This is a genomic window from Mesorhizobium sp. M0678 (assembly GCF_040320505.1).
GTDB lineage: Bacteria > Pseudomonadota > Alphaproteobacteria > Rhizobiales > Rhizobiaceae > Mesorhizobium.
This window is the reverse complement of sequence record NZ_JAMYPT010000023.1, coordinates 23,412-45,914: the sequence shown is the minus strand read 5'-3', so window position 1 is coordinate 45,914 and position 22,503 is coordinate 23,412. Positions and strand designations below refer to the sequence as shown.

General features: G+C 60.4%; 22 protein-coding genes and 2 pseudogenes. 11 read left to right on the top strand and 13 right to left on the bottom strand.

The window, feature by feature from the left end; genetic code table 11:
* The first annotated feature begins 338 nt into the window (after positions 1–338).
* The 6 genes from NKI29_RS27835 (at position 339) to NKI29_RS27810 (ending at position 8,032) form a co-directional block, all read left to right on the top strand.
* On the top strand, positions 339–2,777 hold the full coding sequence (locus NKI29_RS27835; RefSeq protein ID WP_352694376.1) for a hybrid sensor histidine kinase/response regulator: 2,439 nt from the start codon (positions 339–341) through the stop codon (positions 2,775–2,777).
* Between the two features lie 5 nt (positions 2,778–2,782).
* The gene (locus tag NKI29_RS27830; protein ID WP_352694374.1) at positions 2,783–3,169 is read left to right on the top strand and encodes a response regulator; all 387 of its coding nucleotides are present in this window, start codon (positions 2,783–2,785) and stop codon (positions 3,167–3,169) included.
* 102 nt (positions 3,170–3,271) lie between these two features.
* Positions 3,272–3,814: a response regulator transcription factor gene (locus NKI29_RS27825; RefSeq protein ID WP_352694372.1), complete on the top strand. Its 543-nt coding sequence runs from the start codon at positions 3,272–3,274 to the stop codon at positions 3,812–3,814.
* Complete coding sequence (locus NKI29_RS27820; RefSeq protein WP_352726034.1) at positions 3,814–5,568, top strand: YaiO family outer membrane beta-barrel protein; 1,755 nt, start codon at positions 3,814–3,816, stop codon at positions 5,566–5,568. The genes NKI29_RS27825 and NKI29_RS27820 overlap by 1 nt, the downstream gene beginning before the upstream one ends.
* A 2-nt stretch (positions 5,569–5,570) precedes the next feature.
* Positions 5,571–6,608 carry a HEAT repeat domain-containing protein gene (locus tag NKI29_RS27815; protein WP_352694368.1) on the top strand — a complete coding sequence of 346 codons (1,038 nt, stop codon included), beginning with the start codon at positions 5,571–5,573 and terminating at the stop codon, positions 6,606–6,608.
* Positions 6,605–8,032, top strand: coding sequence for a glycosyltransferase family 2 protein (locus tag NKI29_RS27810; RefSeq protein ID WP_352797919.1), 1,428 nt, complete (start codon positions 6,605–6,607; stop codon positions 8,030–8,032). Before NKI29_RS27815 ends, NKI29_RS27810 begins: the two co-directional genes overlap by 4 nt.
* Before the next feature lie 15 nt (positions 8,033–8,047).
* On the opposite strand, the gene NKI29_RS27805 is transcribed toward NKI29_RS27810, so the two are convergent.
* The 3 genes from NKI29_RS27805 to NKI29_RS27795 all read right to left on the bottom strand — a co-directional run bounded on the left by NKI29_RS27805 (position 8,048) and on the right by NKI29_RS27795 (position 10,022).
* Complete coding sequence (locus NKI29_RS27805) at positions 8,048–8,359, bottom strand: Hpt domain-containing protein (protein ID WP_352797916.1); 312 nt, start codon at positions 8,357–8,359, stop codon at positions 8,048–8,050.
* 80 nt (positions 8,360–8,439) lie between these two features.
* The gene (locus NKI29_RS27800; RefSeq protein WP_352694640.1) at positions 8,440–8,832 is read right to left on the bottom strand and encodes a diguanylate cyclase; all 393 of its coding nucleotides are present in this window, start codon (positions 8,830–8,832) and stop codon (positions 8,440–8,442) included.
* Between the two features lie 725 nt (positions 8,833–9,557).
* The gene (locus NKI29_RS27795; RefSeq protein WP_352797914.1) at positions 9,558–10,022 is read right to left on the bottom strand and encodes a hypothetical protein; all 465 of its coding nucleotides are present in this window, start codon (positions 10,020–10,022) and stop codon (positions 9,558–9,560) included.
* Positions 10,023–10,230: 208 nt separating this feature from the next.
* Here NKI29_RS27795 and NKI29_RS27790 point away from each other — a divergent pair, with 208 nt between their 5' ends.
* Positions 10,231–10,476: a hypothetical protein gene (locus NKI29_RS27790; RefSeq protein WP_352726030.1), complete on the top strand. Its 246-nt coding sequence runs from the start codon at positions 10,231–10,233 to the stop codon at positions 10,474–10,476.
* Between the two features lie 277 nt (positions 10,477–10,753).
* Positions 10,754–11,278 (top strand): helix-turn-helix transcriptional regulator, encoded by a 525-nt coding sequence (locus NKI29_RS27785; protein ID WP_352450366.1) that lies wholly within the window; start codon positions 10,754–10,756, stop codon positions 11,276–11,278.
* 317 nt (positions 11,279–11,595) lie between these two features.
* Here the strand turns inward: NKI29_RS27785 and NKI29_RS27780 are convergent, their stop codons facing one another.
* A complete protein-coding gene (locus NKI29_RS27780) occupies positions 11,596–11,772 on the bottom strand; it encodes a hypothetical protein (RefSeq protein ID WP_352693844.1) in 177 nt (58 codons plus the stop codon).
* A gap of 52 nt (positions 11,773–11,824) precedes the next feature.
* Positions 11,825–12,310: pseudogene (locus NKI29_RS27775) on the bottom strand (SOS response-associated peptidase); the annotation flags it as partial.
* Positions 12,311–12,382: 72 nt separating this feature from the next.
* Between NKI29_RS27775 and NKI29_RS27770 the strand changes: the two are divergent.
* Both NKI29_RS27770 and NKI29_RS33535 read left to right on the top strand, forming a co-directional pair.
* Positions 12,383–12,844 (top strand): annotated as a pseudogene (locus tag NKI29_RS27770) (IS110 family transposase); the annotation flags it as partial.
* Positions 12,845–12,920: 76 nt separating this feature from the next.
* Positions 12,921–13,085, top strand: coding sequence for a hypothetical protein (locus tag NKI29_RS33535; RefSeq protein ID WP_352852068.1), 165 nt, complete (start codon positions 12,921–12,923; stop codon positions 13,083–13,085).
* A gap of 221 nt (positions 13,086–13,306) precedes the next feature.
* Here NKI29_RS33535 and NKI29_RS27760 read toward each other — a convergent pair whose 3' ends face one another.
* From NKI29_RS27760 to NKI29_RS27730, 7 genes are all read right to left on the bottom strand, one after another.
* Complete coding sequence (locus NKI29_RS27760; protein ID WP_352450368.1) at positions 13,307–13,645, bottom strand: slr1659 superfamily regulator; 339 nt, start codon at positions 13,643–13,645, stop codon at positions 13,307–13,309.
* An 18-nt stretch (positions 13,646–13,663) separates the two neighbouring features.
* Complete coding sequence (locus NKI29_RS27755; RefSeq protein ID WP_352693841.1) at positions 13,664–14,224, bottom strand: slr1658 superfamily regulator; 561 nt, start codon at positions 14,222–14,224, stop codon at positions 13,664–13,666.
* A 2-nt stretch (positions 14,225–14,226) separates the two neighbouring features.
* A complete protein-coding gene (locus NKI29_RS27750) occupies positions 14,227–16,593 on the bottom strand; it encodes a SpoIIE family protein phosphatase (protein ID WP_352726028.1) in 2,367 nt (788 codons plus the stop codon).
* Entirely contained in the window at positions 16,590–17,768 is a 1,179-nt protein-coding gene (locus NKI29_RS27745; RefSeq protein WP_352693837.1) for a methyltransferase domain-containing protein, read from the bottom strand. Before NKI29_RS27745 ends, NKI29_RS27750 begins: the two co-directional genes overlap by 4 nt.
* The gene (locus NKI29_RS27740; protein ID WP_502896732.1) at positions 17,765–18,286 is read right to left on the bottom strand and encodes a ubiquinone biosynthesis methyltransferase UbiE; all 522 of its coding nucleotides are present in this window, start codon (positions 18,284–18,286) and stop codon (positions 17,765–17,767) included. Before NKI29_RS27740 ends, NKI29_RS27745 begins: the two co-directional genes overlap by 4 nt.
* Before the next feature lie 173 nt (positions 18,287–18,459).
* Positions 18,460–20,109 carry a putative bifunctional diguanylate cyclase/phosphodiesterase gene (locus NKI29_RS27735; RefSeq protein ID WP_352693835.1) on the bottom strand — a complete coding sequence of 550 codons (1,650 nt, stop codon included), beginning with the start codon at positions 20,107–20,109 and terminating at the stop codon, positions 18,460–18,462.
* A 420-nt stretch (positions 20,110–20,529) separates the two neighbouring features.
* The gene (locus tag NKI29_RS27730) at positions 20,530–21,672 is read right to left on the bottom strand and encodes a helix-turn-helix domain-containing protein (RefSeq protein ID WP_352450373.1); all 1,143 of its coding nucleotides are present in this window, start codon (positions 21,670–21,672) and stop codon (positions 20,530–20,532) included.
* A gap of 231 nt (positions 21,673–21,903) precedes the next feature.
* Here NKI29_RS27730 and NKI29_RS27725 point away from each other — a divergent pair, with 231 nt between their 5' ends.
* On the top strand, positions 21,904–22,203 hold the full coding sequence (locus tag NKI29_RS27725) for a hypothetical protein (RefSeq protein ID WP_352757014.1): 300 nt from the start codon (positions 21,904–21,906) through the stop codon (positions 22,201–22,203).
* 30 nt (positions 22,204–22,233) lie between these two features.
* On the opposite strand, the gene NKI29_RS27720 is transcribed toward NKI29_RS27725, so the two are convergent.
* Positions 22,234–22,479: a hypothetical protein gene (locus NKI29_RS27720; RefSeq protein WP_352693831.1), complete on the bottom strand. Its 246-nt coding sequence runs from the start codon at positions 22,477–22,479 to the stop codon at positions 22,234–22,236.
* Between the last annotated feature and the right edge of the window lie 24 nt (positions 22,480–22,503).

Here is a 22,503-nt window from a genome sequence, read left to right as displayed (position 1 = left end):
CGTCACGAAGACTGCGGAGACACGGGGTGGGTATGAGCGTAGCGCGTATGCAGGACTGGACGCTGGATTGGCGTCGCGGAGGGCCGCTTTGCGCCTAATGACGGCCATAGGGGCGTCTTTTGCCTCCGCTCGGAAGCAGACGCCGGAGAACAACCAATAGTCAATACCGAAGCTGGAGCCTGAGCCAAAGAGATGCCCGAGGAGCGTGCAGCAACTAAGACGCCTGCCAAATCGTCCCGTCGGGCTGCTATCGGTCCGACACTGTCGGCTAGCGCGCACCCTTTTTAGAGCTTGGATAGGTTTTGCCGATATCTATCGGTAAAAGGAGCCGGAAAGTCATGACCGAGATCTGGCACTCACTCCTCGCCAATCTTGCCCTCGTCTCCATCCTGGTCGTCGCTTGGGACCTTGTGGCGGATTTCACGGGGCGTCTCCCGCAGCGGGTACAGTCGCTGCTTCTCGGCTTGGTCATGTGCGCGGGCGCGATCATTTCCATGGCGACGGCTCTGTCCGTCTCCGGCTTCGTCGTCGATCTGCGGGCCGCTTTTGTCGGAGCCGCCGCGTTCTTCGGCGGGTGGCCGGCGTTGTTCATCGCCACCGCCGGGTCCATTGCCTATCGCCTCTATCTTGGCGGGCAGGGTGCCAGCGTCGGCATCGTGAGCATCCTGATCACCGCCGTCGTCGGTCTGGCATGGCACCACATCGTGGCGGCCCGGTCGCGCACCATGTTCGACATACTTGGCCTGGGCGTGTCGGTCGCGCTTGCCGGGCTGATCACCCTTCTGATCATCCCCCCGCAAGTCGTCGCCGGCTTTGTGCAGCAGAGCACGCTCCCGTCGCTGGTGTTCCGTTTCCTCAGCACCTTCATCATCGGCGTTCTGGTCGATCGCCAGCAGCGGCGGCGAGATCTCGCCATGTCCAACATGATCTACCGGGCCATGGTCCGCGAGCTGCCGGATAGCCTCAACATGAAGGATGTCGACGGCCGCTTCATCGCGGCCAATCCAGCCACCGCCGAACTGGTGCGCGCCGCCTCGGTCGAGGACCTTATCGGCAAGACGGATTTCGATTTCTACCCCAAGGACGTGGCCGAGCGCTTCAGGCAGGATGAAACGGGCGCGCTGGAGGCCGGGCAGACATTGCGCATCGACCAGCCCGCTCTCCTACCGGACGGCAGGCAGGGCTGGCTTTACACGCTGAAAACGCCTTTCCGCGACGAGGCCGGCAAGATCGCCGGCGTCATCACCTACAACCGCGACATCACCGAGCAGAAGCGCACCGCCCAGCTCAAGAACGATTTCATTTCCACGGTCAGCCACGAATTGCGGACCCCATTGACCTCCATCCGCGGCTCGCTTGGTCTGATCGCGGCCGGCGTGGCGGGCGAACTGCCGCCCAAGGCCGCCAATCTCGTCAACATCGCCCACACCAATAGCGAAAGGCTGGTTCTTCTCATCAACGACATCCTGGATATGGAGAAGATCGAATCAGGCGTGATCACCTTCAAGATCAAGCAGATGCCTGTCCGTCAGGTCCTGGAGCAGGCCATTGCCGCCAGTTCCAACTACATGGCCGACAGTCGGATCAGGATCGTTCTGGTCGACGATGCCCCGCGCGCCGAGGCCAACATCGATCCGGATCGCCTGCATCAGGTGATGGCGAACCTGCTGTCGAATGCGATCAAGTTCTCGCACACCGATGGCACCGTCACGGTGAAACTCCAGCGTCATGACCGCGACATGCTGCGCATCTCCGTGGTGGACCAGGGCGCCGGCATCCCCGAGGCGTTCCGCAGCCGCCTATTCGGCAAGTTCGAGCAGGCGGACGCCTCCAGCACGCGTAAGATAGGCGGCACCGGCCTGGGCTTGAGCATCGTCAAGGCTATCGCCGAAAAGCTGGGCGGCGCTGTTTCCTTCGAAACCGAGGAAGGCAAGGGAACAGCGTTTCACGTCGAGCTTCCCGAAGCGCACAGGCAGGCCGAGAAGCCGGTTTTGGTCGAGCGCCGGGCGCGCAAGCGCGATGGCCGCCTGCGTGTCCTCATCTGCGAGGACGAGCCCGACGTCGCTGCGGTGATCGCAGCACTTCTCGATGCTGAAGGCTTTTCCAGCGACGTCGCGCCCGATATCGACACCGCCAAGGCGCTCCTGAGCTCCCGCGACTACGTGGCGCTGACGCTCGACATCAAGCTAGCGGAGGAATCCGGCATCAAGCTCTTCTACGAGATCAGGGCATCACCGGCCAATTCCGACATTGCGGTCATCGTCATCTCCGCTGTCGCCGACGAGGCCAGGCGCTCGCTGAACGGCAGCGCCGTCGGCATCGTCGACTGGCTGGAGAAGCCGGTGGATTCGAAACGGCTTCACGCCGCTCTCGCCAAGATCGTCGGCCGCAGGATCGAGCCGAAGCCGCAGATTCTGCATGTCGAAGACGATGAGGGCGTGCTTGCGGTGATGTCGGAGGGGCTCGGTTCGAGCGTCTCGATCACATCCGCAAAGACGCTGCAGCAAGCCCGGCAGGCGGTCGCTCGCCATCGCTTCGACCTGGTCATCTTGGACATCGCACTTCCCGACGGATCTGGCCTCGACCTCCTCGTCGATCTGCCACTCGAGACCGCGGTCATCGTGTTTTCGGCGGCGGAACTCGACCAGAAACTCGGCGACCGGGTGCAGGCGATCATGACCAAGACCAGGGCCTCCGAAATCGATGTCGCGAAGCTGGTCAGAAGCATGCTGATCGCTTCTCGCGACGGCAGCGCGCCGACCCCTGGCAAGGAGTGACGATGATGCCGGCAAGGATCTTGTATGTGGATGACGAGAACGATATCCGCGAAATCGCCCAGATGTCGCTCGAGCTCGATTCGGAATTCGAGGTGCGATCCTGCTCTTCGGGCATCGAGGCGCTAACCGATGCCGCCGATTGGCAGCCCGACCTCATCCTGCTCGATGTGATGATGCCGGATATGGATGGGCCTGAAACGCTGAGGCGCCTGGCCGATTCGCCGCTGACGGCCTCAATCCCCGTGGTGTTCATCACGGCGCGCACCCAGACGCATGAGGTGGAGCGCTATCTCGCCATGGGAGCCGTAGGGGTTATCGCCAAACCCTTCGATCCGCTGGCGCTTGCAGGTGAAGTGAGGAAGCTGCTCCCGCAGCGCGATGGCCCGGCCTAGACGCGCCAGGGGAAGGCGGCGGCAAGAAGCTGTCGGCAAGCGCGGTTTGCCGTTTGCGGCTCCTATACCATGGGCCGATATTCATCTAGTGATTGTATCGAAATGCAACCGTCGCGAATCAGCTTTATCTATGATCGCGCGGCGTTGGCGGGCGCGGGGAAAGCTGCGCGGAATTTCTGGCATGGACCACTTTGGCGGATGTCGGTTCATGGGTTGATCACTCCGGGGGGCGACGGAACCGGAGCAGGACTGGTGGATGGAGCGAAAGCAAGAGTTCTGATCTGCGATGATGATCCCTTGTTGCTCGAGCTGATGGAATTCAGGTTGAGGGCGAAAGGATACGAGGTCATCAAGGCGGTGGACGGGGCCGAAGCGCTGGCGAAGGCGGAGCAGGACCGCCCCGACATCATTGTGCTCGACGCGATGATGCCCAAGGCCGACGGCCTGGAGGTACTGGCCCGCCTCAAAGCCGATCCGGCTCTGTCGGAAACTCCAGTGATCATGCTGACCGCCCGCAAGGCTGAAAGGGACATTGTCTCGGCCCTTGAGAAAGGAGCCGACGACTACCTGGTGAAGCCATTCATCCCCGAGGAGCTTCTGGCCCGGCTCGCGCGTCTGATCTCGCGCAAGAGCGGGAAACGCTGATGAGGCGCAGCCGGCGCACAGCTCTGGCCGTATGCCTGATCCTGGCGATCGCCGCGCCTCCCGGCGCCGCGCTGGCGCAGACGGTCGACGAGCTCTACGCGTCCGGCGTCAAGGCCAGGCAAGCGCAGCATTTCGACGAGGCGGCGGACCTTTTCCGGCGCGCGCTGGCGCTCAAGCCCGACAATGCCGACGCCCTGGTGCAACTCGGCTTCGCCGAGCTCGGCCGCGACAATCTGCCGGCCGCCCGGCAGGCCTTTTCCAGGGCGCTGTCCCTTGCCCCGACCTATCGGGACGCCAGCTTCGGCATGGCCGAGGTCGAGTTCCGCTCCGGCAATCCGGATGCCGCGCTGCCGCTCGCCGAGAAGGTCGCGCAGGCCGATCCCGGCAATGCCGACGCCGCAGCGCTTGTCGAGAACATCCGCAAGGCGAAGCAGGCTGCCGGCAGCGAGGCGAAACGGGCTCCCGCGGTTCCGGCGCGGGCAAAGGAACCGGCCAGCCGGCGGCCCGATCCCTTCGCCGGCCTGATGGAGCAGGGCAGGCGCCTGCGGGCGGCGGGAAAGCTGCCCGAAGCGGAGACGGTCTATCGCCGGGCGCTGAGGCAGGCGCCGAAGAACACCGACATCCTGGTCGCCCTTGGCCTTGTCGTCGGCTCCAGCCGGCGCTTCGACAAGGCGGGGCATTTCTTCGACCGCGCGCTTGCAATCAAGCCCGGCCTTCTCGACGCGCGGCTGGGCAAGGTGCGCCTGGCGATCTGGCAGGGCGATGCGCCGCGCGCCCGGGCGCTGGTCGACGGCGTGCTTGCCTCGGCGCCGGACAATGTCGAGGCGCTCGACCTGGATGCGAGAATTGCTCTGCTCGAGGTCGACTACAGGCGCGCCAGGCAGTCGTTTCAGCGCGTGCTTGCGGCCGATCCGCGCAACGCCGACGCGCTGGTCGGGCTCGGCGATGTGCGCCGCGCCGAGGGTGACGACGACGCCGCGCGGGAAGCCTATCGCCAAGCGCTCGCCATCGAGCCAGGTTCTGCCGATGTCGAGCAAAGGCTGGCCGTGCCGCCGCCGCGCAAATGGCGACTCGACCTCGGCGGCGAGGTGAGCGATCTCACCGATGGTCTCGGCGACTGGACCGACAGTTCGGCCGGCCTTGCCTATCGGCTGTCGCCGCGCACGACGATTTCCGGCCGTGCGCGGCTGGCCACCCGCTTTGGCCACACCGACGTCCAGGTCGAGGGCCGCATCGATCAGGCCTTCTCGCCGGCATTCTCCGCCTATGTTTTGGCGGCGACGACGCCGGACGCCGACTTCCTGGCGCGCTATTCGATCGGCGCCGGCGCTTCGTGGCAGCTCGTGACGCCGGCAAAGGCGTTCGGCCCGTTGTCTCTGAACATCGACGCCCGCTACGACAATTTCGCCAACACAAATGTCACCAGCATCTCGCCCTGGGTGCAAGGCTATGTCCTCGACGGCCGCCTTGGGCTTTCCGCCCGCTGGGTGCATGTGCAGGACGATATCGGCACGCGCGCGGACGGCTATGTGCTTCGCGCCGACCTTGCGGTGACACAGCGCTTCAATCTGTTCGGCGGCTACGCGGACGCCCCCGAAATCTCCAATGGCACGCTGGTGCCGACGCGCACCGTCTTCGGCGGCATTTCCTGGGACGTCAGCGACCCGCTGACGCTGCGCGCCAGCATCGCGCATGAGCAACGCCCGACATTCGACCGAGGCATATTCGGGCTCGGACTGACCGCGCGGTTCTGACCATGTGGTACATCTGGGATCTATCCATATTGCTCACCGCTCTTTCCCTGGTAATCATGCTGTTCCTGATCGCGCGCCGCGTGCTGCAGGAGCGCTGGGGCAGGGCTGGGGCCGACCAGCGGCGCCAGCTTCTGACGACGCTGATCGCCTTCACCGAGCACCGCGACCGCGAGGTCCTGAAGGCAGCGGTGCTCGTGGTCCCGGCGGGCGTGGCGATCAATGCCGGGTTCGAGTTCATTTCGCTGCTGCGCGGCGAGGAGCATGACGACGTCCTTTCCGCCTTCAACGAATGCGGCCTGCCGGCCCTTGTCGGCAGGCAGCTGGAAAAAGGCAACGTGGCCGATCGCATACACGCGGCCGAGATGCTGGCGGCGCTGCGTTCGGAAGGTGCGGTGGCAAGCCTGCTTTCGGCGCTCGACCACGACCGTTCGCGCGAGGTCAGGATCGCCGTCGCCATCTCGCTCTGCGATCTCGGCAGCTTGCCGCCGCTCGGCATTGCGCTGCGCAAGATCGGCGTGGCGGGGCAGCGCTCGCGGCGCCTGATCGAGCTTTTCAGGCGCTTTCCGCCGGCGCGCCTCCACCAGCTCGCGGACCATGCCGCGCGTGTTGACGCCGTGCCCTTCATTCGAGCGGCCGCGATCGACGCGCTTGCCCGCGCCGGCGGCTTTCGCTTCGCCGATTTCTTCGCCCGCCTGGCCGGCGACGCATCGCCCGAGATTGCCGCCGCGGCGCTGCGCGCGCTCGGCCTCACAGGACACGCCGACGCGCCGGCGATCCTGGCGACCGCAATGGCAAACGGCAACTGGGACGTGCGCAGCGCCGCCGCCGATGCCGCTGGCCGGCTCGGCCTGTCTGAACTCGCCCCGCCACTGGCCAGGCTGATGGACGATGAGGCGTGGAACGTGCGCTATGCCGCCGCCAATGCGCTGCGCTCCTTCGGCCAGCCGGGAGAGCGGCTGCTGCGCGAGATTTCCGACAGCGAGGTCTCGCGCAGCCAGCGCACCGCCTCGCTCGTTCTTGCCGAGGGGCCGGCCTTATGATCGCCGACTGGAGCCACGAGATCGTTCTTGCCGCCACCACCCTGTCTTGGTTCATCATCGGGGCGGGGCTGGCGCAGACGACGATCTATTTCCTGCAGCTCGCCGTCGCGGGCTATGCGCTTTCCAAGCGCCCGCCGGTGGCGCGCTCGGCGCTGCTCTGGCACCGTTATGGCGACGTCGCGCCGCCGATCGCGCTGCTGGTGCCCGCCTATAACGAGGCGTTGAACGTGGTAGAGAGCGTCCATTCCATGCTCGCGCTCCAATATCCTAATTTCGAGGTGATCGTCATCAATGACGGCTCGAAGGACCAGACGCTGCAGCGCCTGATCGAGGCCTTCAGGCTGGTGAAGTTCCATCGGCCCTATGAGGAGGCGCTCGCGCACAAGCCGATCCGCGGCCTCTATTCCTCGCCGATGACCGAGCGGCTGTTCGTGGTCGACAAGGAGAATGGCGGCAAGGCCGACGCCCAGAACGCCGGCATCAATGTCTGCCGCGCGCCGCTCTTCTGCGCGATCGACGGCGACTCCATCCTCGAGCCCGATGCGCTGATGCGCGCCGCTCAGCCTTTCATCGACGACCCCGAGCGCACCATCGCCGTCGGCGGCACGATCCGAATCGCCAACGGCTCGAAAATCGAAGCGGGCAGGGTGCGCGAGATCCATCTGCCGCGCCGCCTGCTGCCGCTGCTCCAGGTGGTCGAATATCTGCGCGCCTTCCTCATGGCGCGGCTTGCCTGGAGCCGCATCAACACGCTGATGCTGGTCTCCGGCGCTTTCGGCGTGTTCCGCCGCGCAGAAGTGGTGGCGGTGGGCGGCTTCACCAGAGGTTCGATGGGCGAGGACCTGGACCTCGTCATCAAGCTGCACCGCCATATGCGTGACGCTAGGCGCAAATACCGCATTCAGTTCATTCCGGAACCGGTGTGCTGGACGGAGGCGCCGGAAACGCTGAGCGTTCTGGAAAGGCAGCGCACGCGCTGGCAGCGCGGCGCGCTCGAATGCTTCTTCCGCCACCGCGCCATGCTCTTCAATCCGCGCTATGGCCGCGTCGGCTTCCTCGGCTTCGGCCACATCTTGATTGCCGACGTGCTGGGGCCCGTGGCGGAGGTGCTGGGCTACATCCTGATCCCGGCCTTCTGGCTGCTCGGCATCCTGTCGGCCGAATATCTTTTGGCCTTCACCTCGCTCATCTTCACCTATGGCGTTTGCGTCAGCGTATGCTCCCTCATCCTCGAAGAGGCCGAGCTCCAGCGCTTCCCGCGTGCCCGGGACCTGGCCGTGCTGACGGCGGTCGCCGTGATCGAGAATTTTGGCTATCGCCAGCTCAACAATTTCTGGCGCCTGAGGGGCTGGTGGCAATTCTTGCGGGCAGACCAGAACTGGGGCGAGATGACCAGGACCGGCCTTTCCGGCGCCAAGAAATAGGCATGGCCGGACGCATCATTGCAGCGTCCGCTCGATCTCCGCAATTAGGGCATGGAGCGCGGCTTCGGCCGCCCCTTCATCCCCATTCTCGATCAGCAGCGTCTCCAGCGCGGACGCGCGCGCGCTGATCTCCCCAAACCCGAACGTACCCGCCGCCCCCGCCAGCGAGTGGGCGATACTAACCATTGCATCGCGGGTGGGGAGGGCATCGCCTTGACGTGCAATGGCCTTCAGCTCCGCGAGCTGATCGGCGCATCGGACAAGGAAACGCTGCCGGAGAGGGGCGAAAGGATCGTTTGAAATGAGGTGGCGCTCCTCCTGGATCATTTCGGCGGGTATTCAAGCACAAAGCGGCTTGGGTCGAAGCGGACTGCTTGTCGCGCATGATCTCCAGGGCAACGGCCTTCTCATACACCATCAACCACGACGGGATCTCGTCCCTCCGACTTAGCACGGAATAGTGCCAGATCGTCGGCTTTGACGAGATCATTCGGGCTCTCGTTCTCGTTGGGTACCGTTGTAGCGACGCCAACGCTGACGGTCACTCTGCCGCAATCGTGCGGAATGTTCAGATCTCGCACGCTTTGGACGAGCCGGAAGGCTATTTCGTTCGCATGTTCCATTGAAGCGTCAACCAACACGATCACAAACTCTTCGCCCCCATATCGTGCAGCCAGGTCGTTGGAGCGACCAGCGCCAGTTTGGATTGCGTGGGCAATATGTTTGAGCACCTCGGCTAGCCGGCTGTAGCCGACCACATCCGAGACCAGGATCGCTGCTATTTTGCGGGTCTCACTCATCTCGTGCTCCCTCCATCCAGCCATCCAGTCTGGCACTACTGCCGACCAGGCGCGCTGTCTCACTGCTTCGAAGTCGCATAAAAGGCAGTGCGGAATGCACAAAGCAGCAGGAGAAGGGGCCCCGTTCATAACGCGTAGGCCCCGCTAACACCGGCTGAGTCCGCAATTCAGCCAATCCGGCCGTTTCTGCCAAGCCAGCGCAGGCATCTTGCGGTTTGTTTCGCGCCGGTTACAAAGCCGGCGCCCCTCGCCGGCTTCGTAGGGCACTTGGTGACGGGAGGTAGGTTGCCAGCCGCGTAAGCCTTTGCCAGTTCTTCCCGGGCCTTCTCGACGCCAGCTTGCGGCGTGTACATGTCGATCAACGCAGGGGTGCCCGACATGGTCGCTGGTAGCCTTCCGCTCGCAAGGCGACAGTGTATGGCCGCCGGCGCGTTCAGATAAGCCGCAGCCGCCGCTTTCGTCCTGTGTGGCCTCTTGCCGCCGCGTGGCTTGTTGGTGACATACGCGGGCCGCTGCTCGTACCAGCAGCGTCGGTGTAGGTAACAAGCATGCCGCCTTCGGCCTTCTTGCGAGCGCCGGGCTTTGTGTAGAAGTGCATGCCAGCAATTTCGGCCACATGGCCATCAAAGTCCGGTCTCATGCTACGCCCTTCAGGAGGCGACAACATTCCGCAAGCACAGCACATCACCCAGCCTAGCGGCTCGCTCCATCCCGTGCGCGGCCCTTCAATCCAGCCCAACGCCCCGGCATATGTCACGCTCTGACGGCCGTATCTGATGCAGAACCTCCGGCCACACTTCGTCGAGCCCATCCTGTGCCGGCTCCACCATAGTTTCAGACGTCACCTCGTCGCCTGGCACGTCATGCGTCTCGGCGTCGTCGGGATTGGCGTCTCGCGGGTTAAGATAACCCTGCGCGCCTTCCGTACGCGTTTGGCCGGTGGTGTCGCGGATCTCTTGCAGCACGGCAAGCGCTGCGGCTGGATCTTCTTTGGCCGGCCAGTGCACCGCACGCATGCCGCCGCGGAAACGAGTGTTGTCATTGTCGGCACGCAGGGCGCCGGTGAATTCCCCAGGTTTGAATTCCGGCTGCCAGGCCGGGTAGTCCCATGATGCGATGCGCGGAGCGGGTAAAGAATAAATCCGAAGGAGGCGGGCGACCACCCCTATGCCAACTTTCTTTCTCACCATTTCGCTCGTTATTAATCTTGCCCTTTCGCGGGAGGGCTGTGTGGTGTTGGAAACAGGTGAGCAGCAATATTATCGGCAGCTTGGCGGCATGAAGAAATCTTAAAAAATGCACTCCGAGATACGTTTCTGGATGTGAAGCTAACGACAATCTTCAATTTGATTCGTATAGAATCGCGTGTTGTGAACGCGTAGTTGAGGAGCTCCCGAAATGAACGCAAAGCTCAAAAGCGAAGCCCGTCGCAAGGTAATTCTTCATGGACACCTTAATAGCGAACCGTTGAAAGATATTGCGACCAACATCGGATGCTCACTGGCGAGTTTAAGAGTCAGCGCCAGTAAACTCGGTTGCACTCGAACCCCGACGGAGGCGGCGGAATTTCGGCGTGGCTTTCATATGCCGGAACACAAACGGGAAGAAATCTCGCGATTGCGGCGCAAATTCTGGGAATCTTAACAGTGTAATCATCAGATGTCGAGTTAGGTTATTACGGACGGAACTATAACTTGAAGACTTTCTGCAGATCACGAGTAGCTTTATTGGGTAGGGGTATAAGATGACTCTGATGGATAGACATAGTGATCCTGCTTCGGGTAGCCGATACATTGCGACAACGACCAAGTATAACCATGAGGTGCATACGACGCGGCCCTCTTATGTTTTTCCTCCAGATCGTGCATCGGGCGCAGGGGTCGGGGAGCCAAGAGCACGCAGCCTGGAATCCATAACCGGCATGCTTGATCGCATCGGCTGCGGCTATCTCGTGCTGAACCGCGAGAGGAAAGTGCTCGAATGGAACGCAGCCGCTCAAACCACGCTGGAGCGCCAGGGAGAAGTGGCCGATACGGCCAGCGGTCTTTCCGTGGCTTTGAGGCGGCTGCTCGCGAATGTTCCGGCCCATTTCCTGCCGGGCTCATTATCGTGGGTGGTGATCCGCAGCAACGGCGACAGGCCGGTGATATTGAACGAGAACGGGTTTATCGCTCCTGACGGAACGAGCATTGTGGCGTTACTGGATCGCGAGAACAGGTCGGGGCCAAATCCTCAGACACTGCAAAAGATGTTTGGCTTGACGAGCGCGGAGACGCACTTGGCGTTGCGCTTGGCTCAGGGCGATGCGCCGCTGGAGATCGCCCGCAGTTGGCGCCTCAGCCGCACCACGATCCGCTCCCAGCTTGCCTCGCTGTTCGCCAAGACCGAAACGAAACGTCAGGCGGAACTGGTGGCTCTTCTTGGGCGCATTTCAGTCTTGCCATAAGGGCCGTCGTTTGGATCCATCTCAGCAGACAGCCAATCCCGAAACGCTTTGATTTTCCGTTGGGCGATGGCGCGGGGCGGGCAGCAGGAGCATGAATCTCGAAAAAGAGAGTCACTCGCAGGCACCAAAGCCGCAATGGCGTCTACGGACAAGCACACAGGCAGGTGGTTGATAGCTACTGCTGTGCTTGGGGTCGCCTACTTCGTAGCCTCTTCATATTCCCCTGGTTTGATGCGCCTCATCGGCATCGTGTTTGTAATTTGCGCCTTCTACCGCACGCAGAATCCTTAGATATCACCGGCCTTGTGGTTGCCCTATTATGCCCCCGGCCGCTTGTTCTTGACGTAGTCCAAAGCCTGGACGTGCGTCCCGTCGACATCTGTGACGAGCACAAGTTTCGGCGAGAATGCGCTGGTGCCGTCGGTGCCAACGACCTTGACTATCCGTCCGCTTTCCGGGCGGATGGCATCGAATTGGGTGGAAAGGGCGATCATGTCGTTTTGTATCTTCTCTCCTCAGATTGAACCACCGGTTGTCACGTTGCGATTATGCTTTTGCCTGCCTGTCTGTGCCCCTCATAATGGCCAAAGAACCGGATTCAGAAGCATGCTCACAACGTAACAACGAGAGAAAATAAATCTTCCACATGGTCATCAGCTCTTCTGGAAACGGCTTCATGAGATGTTCCGGGTCGGGGTCGTCAGCCAGGTCATGTAGTCTTCGGGCGTCAGAATCACCGGCATACGGATGTGGATCGTCGCCATGAGCGGATTCGGCTCACAGGTCAGCAGAGTGAAGGTGCGGATGTTGTCGCCGGTAGCGGGGTCACGCCAATCCTCCCAGAGCGCCGCCAAGGGCGAACGGCTCGCCGACTTCATCGCGATGGCATAGGTCTGTTTGTTCTTGCCCGTGCCGGAAGATGTCCTTCCATTCAAAGAAGCCGTCGATCGGCATCAGCGCGCGGCGTGACTGATAGGCGGCTTTGAACGTGCCGTTGGTCTTTACGGTCTCGCTCTTGGCGTTGATCGAAGGTGCTGCGCTTCGACCTGATGATAAACGTGGTCTGCATGGAGCAGCCACAAGCATCAGAGGGAGGAGCGCAGCATGAATCATTATGCGGGATTGGATGTGTCAGTGAAAGAGACGCCATTTGCATTGTCGACGAAACAGGCCAGATTTGCCGCGAGATAAAGGTGGCGAGCCATCCGGAGGATCTGGCACGGGTGCTCAAGGAGCCCAGCTGGTGGGTTGAGCGGGTTGGGCTTGAAGCCGGGCCCTTGTCGCAGTGGTTGTTCGAAGGCCGGCCAGGGCCGGCCTGCCGGTGATCTGCATCGAGACCCGCCACACCAAGGCATTTCCTTAAGGCGCAGGTGAACAAACCGACCGCAATGATGCCCGCGGCATTGCGCAGATGCGCAGATGATGCGAGTCAACCTGTTTCGCCCGGTGCATGTGAAAACCCTGACGAGCCAGAAGCGCCGGGCGCTGCTGACCGCCCGCAAGCTCTTGCAGGAAAAGGCCATTGCCGTTGAGAACGATCCCCGCGGCTTGCTACCGAACTTCGGAGCGGCTGCATCTCGCGTTCGAAGCCGCGCGGCTTGCATTCGGCGTACGGACACGCACATCGCGGATTCCTGCCTACATGCGTGAGCCGGTCGCGGGGCTGCTCGACAAGGGCTTTGCGAGGACGCTCGCGAAGTTGCTTGATCCCGGCAAGCGCGTGCCACTGCCGAAGTCGCCCGCGCCGTCGAGCGACACGATCTATCTCACGGTCGTGGACCGCGACTGCACGACGCCACACTTCTGACTGAGCAGCGACGGCTGATCGGCACAGGCGGCCCGACATCCCCCCAACCCGGACGCCTGCCGCCTGTGCCAGCCCCCAAGCCATTGCGAGCATCTGCGCACGTGGCCAAATTGTCGTTAGCCTCGCATCCGAATACTTATCCGGGCGTACATATCTCGCTCTTGCAGCGCTCTTGCAGCGCTCTTGCACGCCGTCCTTTGGCTAATTTCGGACGACCTTCGTCAGTCCATCAAAAGCACCACAGCGGGGTGCAGCTTCTTCAGATTCGGCAATGATTTCGATTGCCAGGGTATGTCTGGCGTTCCACGCACGACGAGTCGAACATCGGGATGCTTGCGCACCTCGATGGTAAATTTCGCGAGCAGGTTGATGCCGGAAGAGTTTAGAAAGTGAAGATCCTTAAGATTGAGCGTAATGGAAGCGGGATTACAGGCAAGAACACTGGTCGCCAACGCCGAGATAGGCGCACCGGCCTCGGAACTGGCAAGCCGCATTGCACCGTCGAAGAAAATTTCGCTTCCTTCAGTCCACACACGGTAGTCGTCTGTCTTGATTTCCATAGCCGGGCTTCGTTTCTTCTAGTTGTGAATTTGCGAGATCGGAATAGAGGCATATGTCTCCACGGAAAGCCGATCGCTTTCGTCGGCGGCGCTGAATATCCAAGCCAGGCGTGCGCCGTAGTCGCTCATCAACGTCAGCAATCCAAGTCCGGAGCCTGCCATGTCGGGGTTGGCGGCATTCTCTTCAATTCGCTGTATCAGCAGGTCCACGGGGTCGCCAACCGTGAGATCTGCCAGGAGACTTTGGAACTTAGAGGCATCTTCACCATCGACGTCGTTCGACACCTTGAGCTTGAAGCACTCCGAATCCATCGACGCCTCGATCAAGATCTCACCTGGTGCGCGAAACTTGACCGCATTTTCGATGAGTTCGTTGACCAGATATCCGATACTGTGCCGCACTTCCATGTAGTCATTGCGGGACGACCGGAAGCGCAATGCGAAAAGATCGGCGATGAAGTCCGAGGTCGTGGCACAATGACGCCAACTCAAGTCGAGAGGTCCGTCGAACAGCCGCACGCGACTGACGCTCTCCTTCATCCCGATTGCAATGTCAGGGGTCCCGAACAGCGTTGTCATGGCTATGTGTGCCTTATGATCACGAGGGTGATGTCGTCGTGGATCTTCTGGATCCCGATATGGGCCATGAGATCCTCGATGATCCCGGTTTTGATTTCCTCGGCGCTCCCGCCTTGACGTTTTCGTGCGCTCTGGCAGAGGCGCTCGAACCCGAACAGCCTTCTGTCTTGGTCTTCCGCCTCGGTCACACCGTCGGTGTGCAGCACGATCACGTCGCCACTGCCGAACAGGATGTCGCGCGTGGCAATGAACTTCGAGATGTCATTCTCCAGGCCAACCGGCAGACCCAAATCCATCGTGTCGATGCGTTCGACGTCCCCGTCCGCACGCACGACGAGAACGTCCTCATGCTGGCCGGATAGCGTTACCCGCTCATCCTCGAAGTCAAGGAAGGCCAGCGAGAGATGCTTGCCGGTGTTCGTCCGCTCGATGTTCTTGTAGATCGCTCTGTTCAGCCGATCCAGAAACTGATGCGGATCCCCCTCATTGGTCTCCTGCAGCGCGCGTGCAACGGATTGGACCATGAGCATCAGCACGCCGCTCTCGAGACCATGACCGGTCACGTCGCCGATGCCAATCTTGACCCGTGACCCGTTCTGCAGGACGTCATAATAGTCACCGCCGACCTCGTCGGCCGGCCGCATGTAGGCCGCGATCTCCAGCCCCGGAATCGCTTCGAGTTCGAATTGTTTCGGCAGGACCATCATCTGGATCTGTCTGGCGACCGCGAGTTCAGCACCAAGGCGAACGTTTTCGTCCTGCAGCTTTTCGTTGAGTGCGGAAATCTCCTGATTTGCGTCCCCAAGTTCCCTGGTTCGTTCGTCGACGAGTTGCTCGAGGTTTTCCGTGTGAAAGCTGATCTGCTCAGCCATGCGGTTGAAAGCGACCCCTGCCGCTCCAACTTCGTCGCGCGTTGGGATGCTCACTCGGACTGAATAGTCTTTGGACTGGAGCCGCTGGGCGGCGCTGGCAAGCGCCCTGAGGCCCGCCGTGATCCGCTTCGAAATTCCGAGCACGGCGGCAAAAACGATCAGAAGCGAAACGACGATCGCGGCGATCTGAAAGAGCAGGATACGGTTGGTTGCACGGGAAATACTCTTCTGCGCGGCGAACAGGGATGCATAGATCTCCCGTTCGGGAACGACGATCCCGACCGACATCATTTCGGACTTGATCGGTCCCGAACTCCACAGATTGGTCGGCTTTAATCTTTTGAGGACAACAATGTAGGGTACGCGTTCGCCCTTGTCGGCGAGCATGACATGCTGAATGACACCGTCATTGTTCTGGTCGAGAGGCAGCGACGCGATAGCCGGCTGCGTACTTCCCCGCAGGGACCTCTCCAGGCCGGTGACGCCCTGGGTGCCCGCATCGCTCGATGAAGTCAGGCCGATGATTGCCTGGCCTGACGGATTGATCGCCACGACGTTGCCAGTCGACATTGTGAGAAAGCCGAACCCGGTCTCAGCGATCTTCACACGTTCGACGACTTCCGCGAGTTGATCGAGAGTGATGTCTGCTCCCGCCGTACCAGCGATACCGGTGCGATCGCGCGTCCACAGCGGGTGGAAAAAGCTGACGATTAGCTTTCCAGTGATCGCATCGGTGTAAGGCGCTGTCTGGGTGATATCGTCAGAGACCGGACGTGAGGCTGGATCCCTGGCCCATTGCTGCCATGACCCATAGATTCCCGGAAAGAAAAACTCCCAGAACTCTGCCTTGTTGTGGCCTGGGTAGAGCCGGTCGAAGGTCTGTGCCTGGTCCGTATACGGCACCGTCCTGAAAATCGGCCGTTCCTTTGGACCAATATAATACATTTGCAGCTTGGACGACCCGCTGGCCATGAGCGTCGGCGCAACGAGGTCCAGCACGGTGCTGTCTTCTATTTCCTGCTGAACGCTTGGCAGCGGACTGTGGTCGGCGCCCAGCAGGTAGCCCCAGACGCTGACCACGGAAGGCGCTCCCGGCAGGTTCTGCGCCCAATCGCCCCGCGAGTCGTAGACGACCTTCACGGAGCCCGGCGCCTCCTGCGAAAGCGTGGCTCCGACCTGTTGTTGCCTGCTTGGATCGTCGATCTGGGCCTGCAGCACGCCGGCCAACGCCTTGACGTCCCCATGGACTCGATCGAGCAGCAGGTCGACGCTTAACGCTGTCGATTCGGCATAGGAACGAATGTATTCCTGGTTTGCGATCGTCAGGCCCTCACCGACTTCGGATGTTGCGTCGCGCGACAGCTTTTGAACATTCCAAAGCGCCAGGCCACCGCTTAAAAGGAGGTCGAACAATACCGCGCCGCCAACGACCAATACGAATTTCGCTCGAAAGGAGCGCAGGCCGAATCGCGGTGTGGGCTCATCGTTGGCTTTCATTGCGGCCGTCGCCCCGATGCGACCCAGATCGGCCAACCCGCATAACCCTTGGGGTGGAGCGCAGCGAAAATATGATCCTCGAAGCCCTGCCGGAAGCGTGCGACGAACTCCGGTCCATCGCCGCGTCTGGTCGCCATCTCGCCCGCATAGACGTCCGCCCAGGCCGCAATGACATCGGCGAAGTCCTGCGGATCCCCGTCCAGGTTAGTGACCATGAAGGTCTCCACACGGATGTCTTCGAATCCGGCTTCGATCAGGTATCGCCGGCTCTTAGGCCCAAGCTCGACATCCATCTCGAAATGCCCGAACAGCTTCGCCACCTCGTTGTAGGTCCAACGAATGCTTTCGGCGCGCGGCTCGCCGAGGCAATGCGAATTCTTCTCGTTGGTGATATAGACCCGCCCGCCTGGCTTGCAGATGCGGTAGAGCTCCTTGAGGATGAGTTCAGGTCGATTGAAGATTTGAAGGGAATGTCGGCAGGTGACCAAGTCGAACTGCGCTTGGTCGAGCAGCATCTCCGACGCATCGCCATAAGTATATTCGATGCCCCGGATGTCGAATTCCCGCATCACTCGTCGAGCATAGTTCAGGCTTGATCTGGAGTGGTCGAGGGCGACGATCCGCGATGGCTGAAACTCCTTCTGCGCGAGTACGGCGAAATCACCGATCCCGCAACAGACATCGGCCATGACGATCCCGGGCCTCATGCCGTGTCGCGGCAAGATTGTGCGCTCGTGGCGCCAAGTCATCTTTGTCTGAGTGCGCAGGATGGGTACGAACCCGCCTTCCTCAAGAAAACCCTGCCCCGGATAAAATTCAGTGTCATACTCCTCGACGGTGATGTTCGGTTCAATTCCGCTCAGGCGACCGAATTTTCGCGAGGTCCATCCGACGACGCTTGACGTGATGACGACGAATTTGAGATCGGGTCGAGCGCGACAAGCGTCGATGATGATCCTCGAAAAGGTGTGAAACGCCGCATTGTTCATCTGCGTCAGGCGCCTGACATTGACGTAGAGAACGCCGCGCACACGGCCGATCGCATCGCGAAGTAATGCTATGCTGGGCCCAAGCTCATCGATCGCCTGAGGCCGGACCACTCCCGATATGGAGAACTCCTGGTTGTTCGCGTCGTATTGCGCCTTGAAGCGCGGGAGAAGGTCGTAAGGGCTCAATTTTGCAGGCCCTCGAGCGGAAGATCCACGACAAGCTTGATTGCATCGCCGTCCGCGTCCTCGATCCAGAGTGTCGCGTTGTAGTCGACAGCCAGTTCCAGGAGTATGACCTCGCGGCTCGGCGCGAGATCCCCGGACACCGAATTGAGGTATCGCTCTCTGGCCTCTATTCCTGCAAGTTGCGACACGGCTTCTTCGTAGAATTGGCGCTCCTCCGGCACGCAAGGAAATGTCAACTCGATCCTATCCGTCGCGCCATGGCGAGACACCCTGCATGCCAGTTCGCCGTCGGCATGGCGAGTACGAAAGGCGACTTCCAGCAATTCGTTGAAGGCGGAGGAAAAGAGATTTGAATGGTGGACCGAGTCTGACCTGTTTTGACTGATCATCCGGGCCACGTATGTCGAGACATAATCGCAATGCTTCCAAGCGGAGACAAAAGCTTTGATTTCCATGTCGATCTGGATCATCGGCTCAAAAGTCGGCTCGCCAGCCAGGTCATGATGAATAGGTCCCATCGGCATCTCACTTGTTCCATCAGTATTGAGCTCTCGCGGGGTGATGGCCTTCGCGATGAAAAATTTCTCCGCGCCCGTGATGAGTCTGTCTCGCACCCACTCGAGGAATTGCGCGGTATCTGCCTCGATCATTCTAGAATCTCCGCCTCACCGTTAACGAAGGCCGCAAGGCGCTAGAGCGCTTGTTTTGATTCCTCCATCGCGCGTACCACCCTCAGCGGGGACCGCCTGATGAAACCGCTGATCGCCTCGGCTCCAAGCGGCTTTCCCAGGAAGTTGCCTTGCAGGCAATCGCAATTCTCCTTGATCAGCCACCGTGCCTGTGCCGGCGTCTCGACCCCCTCGGCAGTGACATTTATCCCGAGGCCGTGCGCCAGATTCATGATCGATCGCACGATCGTTTGGCTTTTGAGATCGGTCTCCAAGTCCGCAATAAAGTACTGATCTATCTTCAACGTATCGAAGGGAAAATTTTTAAGGTAGCTCAACGATGAATAGTATGTTCCAAAATCGTCTAGCGATATTCGAATTCCCAAGACATTCAGCGTATTTAATGTGTCTATGTTGTCGATCGTCTTCTCAAGTAGAACCCTCTCGGTTATCTCAAGTTCAAGTCTGTCGGCTTCAAGCCCAACTGCGTCGACGATCTGAGCGACGGTGTCCGTCAGCAAACCGCTAAGGAACTGAGCCGGCGACAAGTTCACTGCGACTGTCAGCGAGGAAGGCCACGTCAACGCCTGGCGACACGCTTCCTCGAGCACCCATCGTCCAATCTCGTCCATCAGACCGTCGGCTTCGGCGATCGGTATGAACACGTTGGGTGGAATGATTCCGAGCTCGGGGTGCCGCCACCGCAGCAGCGCTTCGAAACCGGTCACTGACGAGGGAGGCTGAATGAGCGGCTGATACTCCAGATAAAGCTCGCCGCGCTCCAGCGCGGTTCGAAGGCTGCGCCTCAGATTCTCGCGTTGCTCGAGCAAGAGCAGCATCGAACGGTTGAATGTTCGAGCGCAGCCGCGTCCATCTGTCTTGGCCGCGTAAAGAGCAATGTCAGCGGCTTTCATCAACTGTTCGCCGTCGGTCCCGTGCTCCGGCCCGAAAGCAATTCCGATACTCGAGCCGACGAACACGGGAATGCCGTTGATGACGAACGGGCCCTTGAACGCGTCGACTAGAGATCCGGCAAGGCGCTCAGCCTCTGCTGGCTGCTCCTTTCCCAATTGGATGACAGCGAACTCATCGCCGGCATACCGGTAGGCGGATTCGCCGTCCTGCAGCGAGTCGCGGATACGACCCGCCGCGAGTTGAAGAAGAGTGTCGCCTGCTCCATGGCCGAGCGTGTCGTTGACCGCTTTGAAATCGTCAAGGTCGATTTGCAGAAGGGCGGCTTTCGGCTTTGATCCGCCGAGGGCCGCCATTGCCTGCTGGAGCCGCTCGCCGAATCGCCGCCGATTCTGCAGTCCAGTCAGCACGTCGTGCGTCGCCTGATGGAGCAGAACTACATGTTCTTGTTCCTCGGCTGCGCTCCGCCCGCCGTCCTCCCTTAATTCGATGATACCCGCACCATTTGCCGTGGGGAACACAAAAACGGACCGGTGCGCTCCGCCCGATGTTCGCGGCAAGTCGATGCTGGCCGGAGAGCCACCCTGGAACACACGAAGAAATTCGTCGCGATGGCTCGCATCGAGAAAGCTCGGGTAGATCTCCCAGATGGCGGCGCCCGGCGCTACCGCGCCTCCGTACAACCCTTTGAGCCTGGCCGCGTAGTGCGTCAGGCGGAAGTCACGGTCATAGAACGACAAAAGTTCGGTCGTGTTCGCCAAAAGGTCTGCGAGAACCCCATCGCCGACACTTGGAGCGTCGCTCGATGAAGGCCCCTCACTCTCCGTGCCGACGCCTGAAGCCTCTGAGGGCAAGAACCACCTCCATAGGCGGTGCAGACTCGCGCCCCCCAGTCGAGAAATAGCATAACTGTCAAGCTTGGCAAACTTTCAAATCGCACTCTTAATAAGAGCCCCCCGCAGCCTAGTTCCATGTATGCTCCGCCGTGATCGGCGGCAAATTATCGATAACGATGAACCGTCACAGTTCGTTAACAAACCGTGAATTGGTGAGAATCAGCTGTGTGATTAATGCGCAGTAGGCGCGACACGAAGATATTGTGGCCCATGAGGCGGCGTGACCTTCGCCGCCCCGGGCAACCCCTCTTCTAAGTCCGCCCAATCAGCTTCGCGATCCTGTAATCAGTTTCCGAGCGCCTTGAGCCAACCTTCAAAGGAAGAGGCCTCCTGGCCTCCGGCATGCGAAACAGAGTGGGCGGGGCGCGGCAATACCACAGTACTGCGGCCTTCGCGGGGGCTGTAACCGAATTCCTTGCTGAATGCCCGGCTGAAATTAGCCGCTGAACTAAACCCGAAGGCTTCAGCAATTTCAACAATGCGCCGGCTGTCCGCCGGATCGCTTAGCGCAATATGGGCTGCTAGAAGGCGGCGACTTTGTATGTAATGGAGAACACCGCCGCTTGGTTCGAACAACTGATAGAGACGAGAGCGCGAGACGCCGAGCGCCCGGCACATTGAATCCGGTGTCAAATGAGCCGCATCCAGATTGTGGTGTACGTATCGACGCGCTCGCTCCATTAGCGCGACACTCGTCAATAGTTCGGCGGCCGCAACCTGTTCCGCCGGAGGCCCGAGGCAGGCAATGATCATGCTGCGTGTTGCGTGCACGATGCGGGGCAGATCGTCAGCCGTGAGGCTGCGCAGCCTTGCTTCGATGCTGTTGACGTAATCGAGCAAGAGGTTGGCAAAGTTGCCCGACAGAATTGAATTGTTCTTGGCGTCCAGGGTTGCCGCCGCATCGGCGAACAAATCGCGCGGCAAATAGACAAAGAGACTTTCGGAGTCCGTTGTCCTCCCGCGAAACGGGTAGCCAAGCGATCTGATCTCCAATTTACCCGGCTGGTTCTCCGCTACACGGCGATCGACCTCCGTCCACGACCGGCCAGTACGTGGCAAGGCGATATACCAGTGATCGATCGAGCTGGACCGAAGCTTCGCGGCAGAACGCATATAACTATGTGCCGGTGCGCGCTGTTGAACGATCAGCATGCCGTCGAGGTTCCAAGCCGTGTGGTCGGCGGGAAAGCCATCGTCGAGCGATTTGTCATCCGGCAACCTGACCTCGACGAGCGGTGCCATATGGGCCTGCCAAGCGGCGAATTGATCCTCTGGCGCCAGTTCGAGTGTTGAAAAGGGCAAAGGTTCGAGCGCCGGCGCAAGTGACGGGGCACCCTCATTGTAAGGTTGAGCTTCGCGCGGCCAACGACGTCGATCACGCTCCAGCGCCTGCCTCGCAAGCGCCTCCTCTTGCCTTTTAGCATCCATCGCGTGGTGTCATATCCGATTCGGGTATGCCCATGCCCCTCTCAATCATGTGGTGTACCTCAGGCATCTGGCAAGACTGGCCGACTCGAGGCGACTGAAACGGCGATCACGCTGGATTACAGTCAGAAATGCATGCCGAGATAAGTTTCTGGATGCGAAGCTAACGACACTCTTCAACCTGGTGCGTATAGAATCGGGCATCATGAAAGCGTAGTTGAGGGGACCGCTGAAATGAACACAAAGCTCAACAGCGAAGATCGTCGCAAGATAATTCTTGATGGGTACTGTAACAACGAACCGTTGAAAGACATTTCGGCAAAAATCGGATGCTCACTGGGGAGTTTGAAGGTCGCGGCCAGTAAACTCGGTTGCACTCGAACTCCAAAAGAGGCGGCGGAATTTCGGCGCGGATTTCACGTCCCGGAAAACAAGCGGCAGGATTACTATAGACTTATGATTACCGGACAATATAAAGCCCGTGAGTGTGCGGTTATGCTAGGATTAATAAAGGAGCAATCAGGAACCAAGTAAATTGATTCCTAGTCACTGCAGATGACAATATCATTTTGACAGCCACCGCTTCAGCGGTTCATCAGCCAAAAGCCCGCCGCAAGCACGGTAGCGGGCACTGAAAGGTTCGCACAGATGCTGCCTCGGCATTTCAATCGCACCTGCCTCAGCCCTCATGATCTGGCTATTTGCGAACGCGTGTTCGATCAGGTCTGCGCGGATGAGCATCTCGACCCTTTGGACCCGGCGGCCGAAATCTTGACGGTAATGGTCGTGGCCATTTTTCGAAATGCTCACGCCGGCGAGCGCGAACTACTTGCG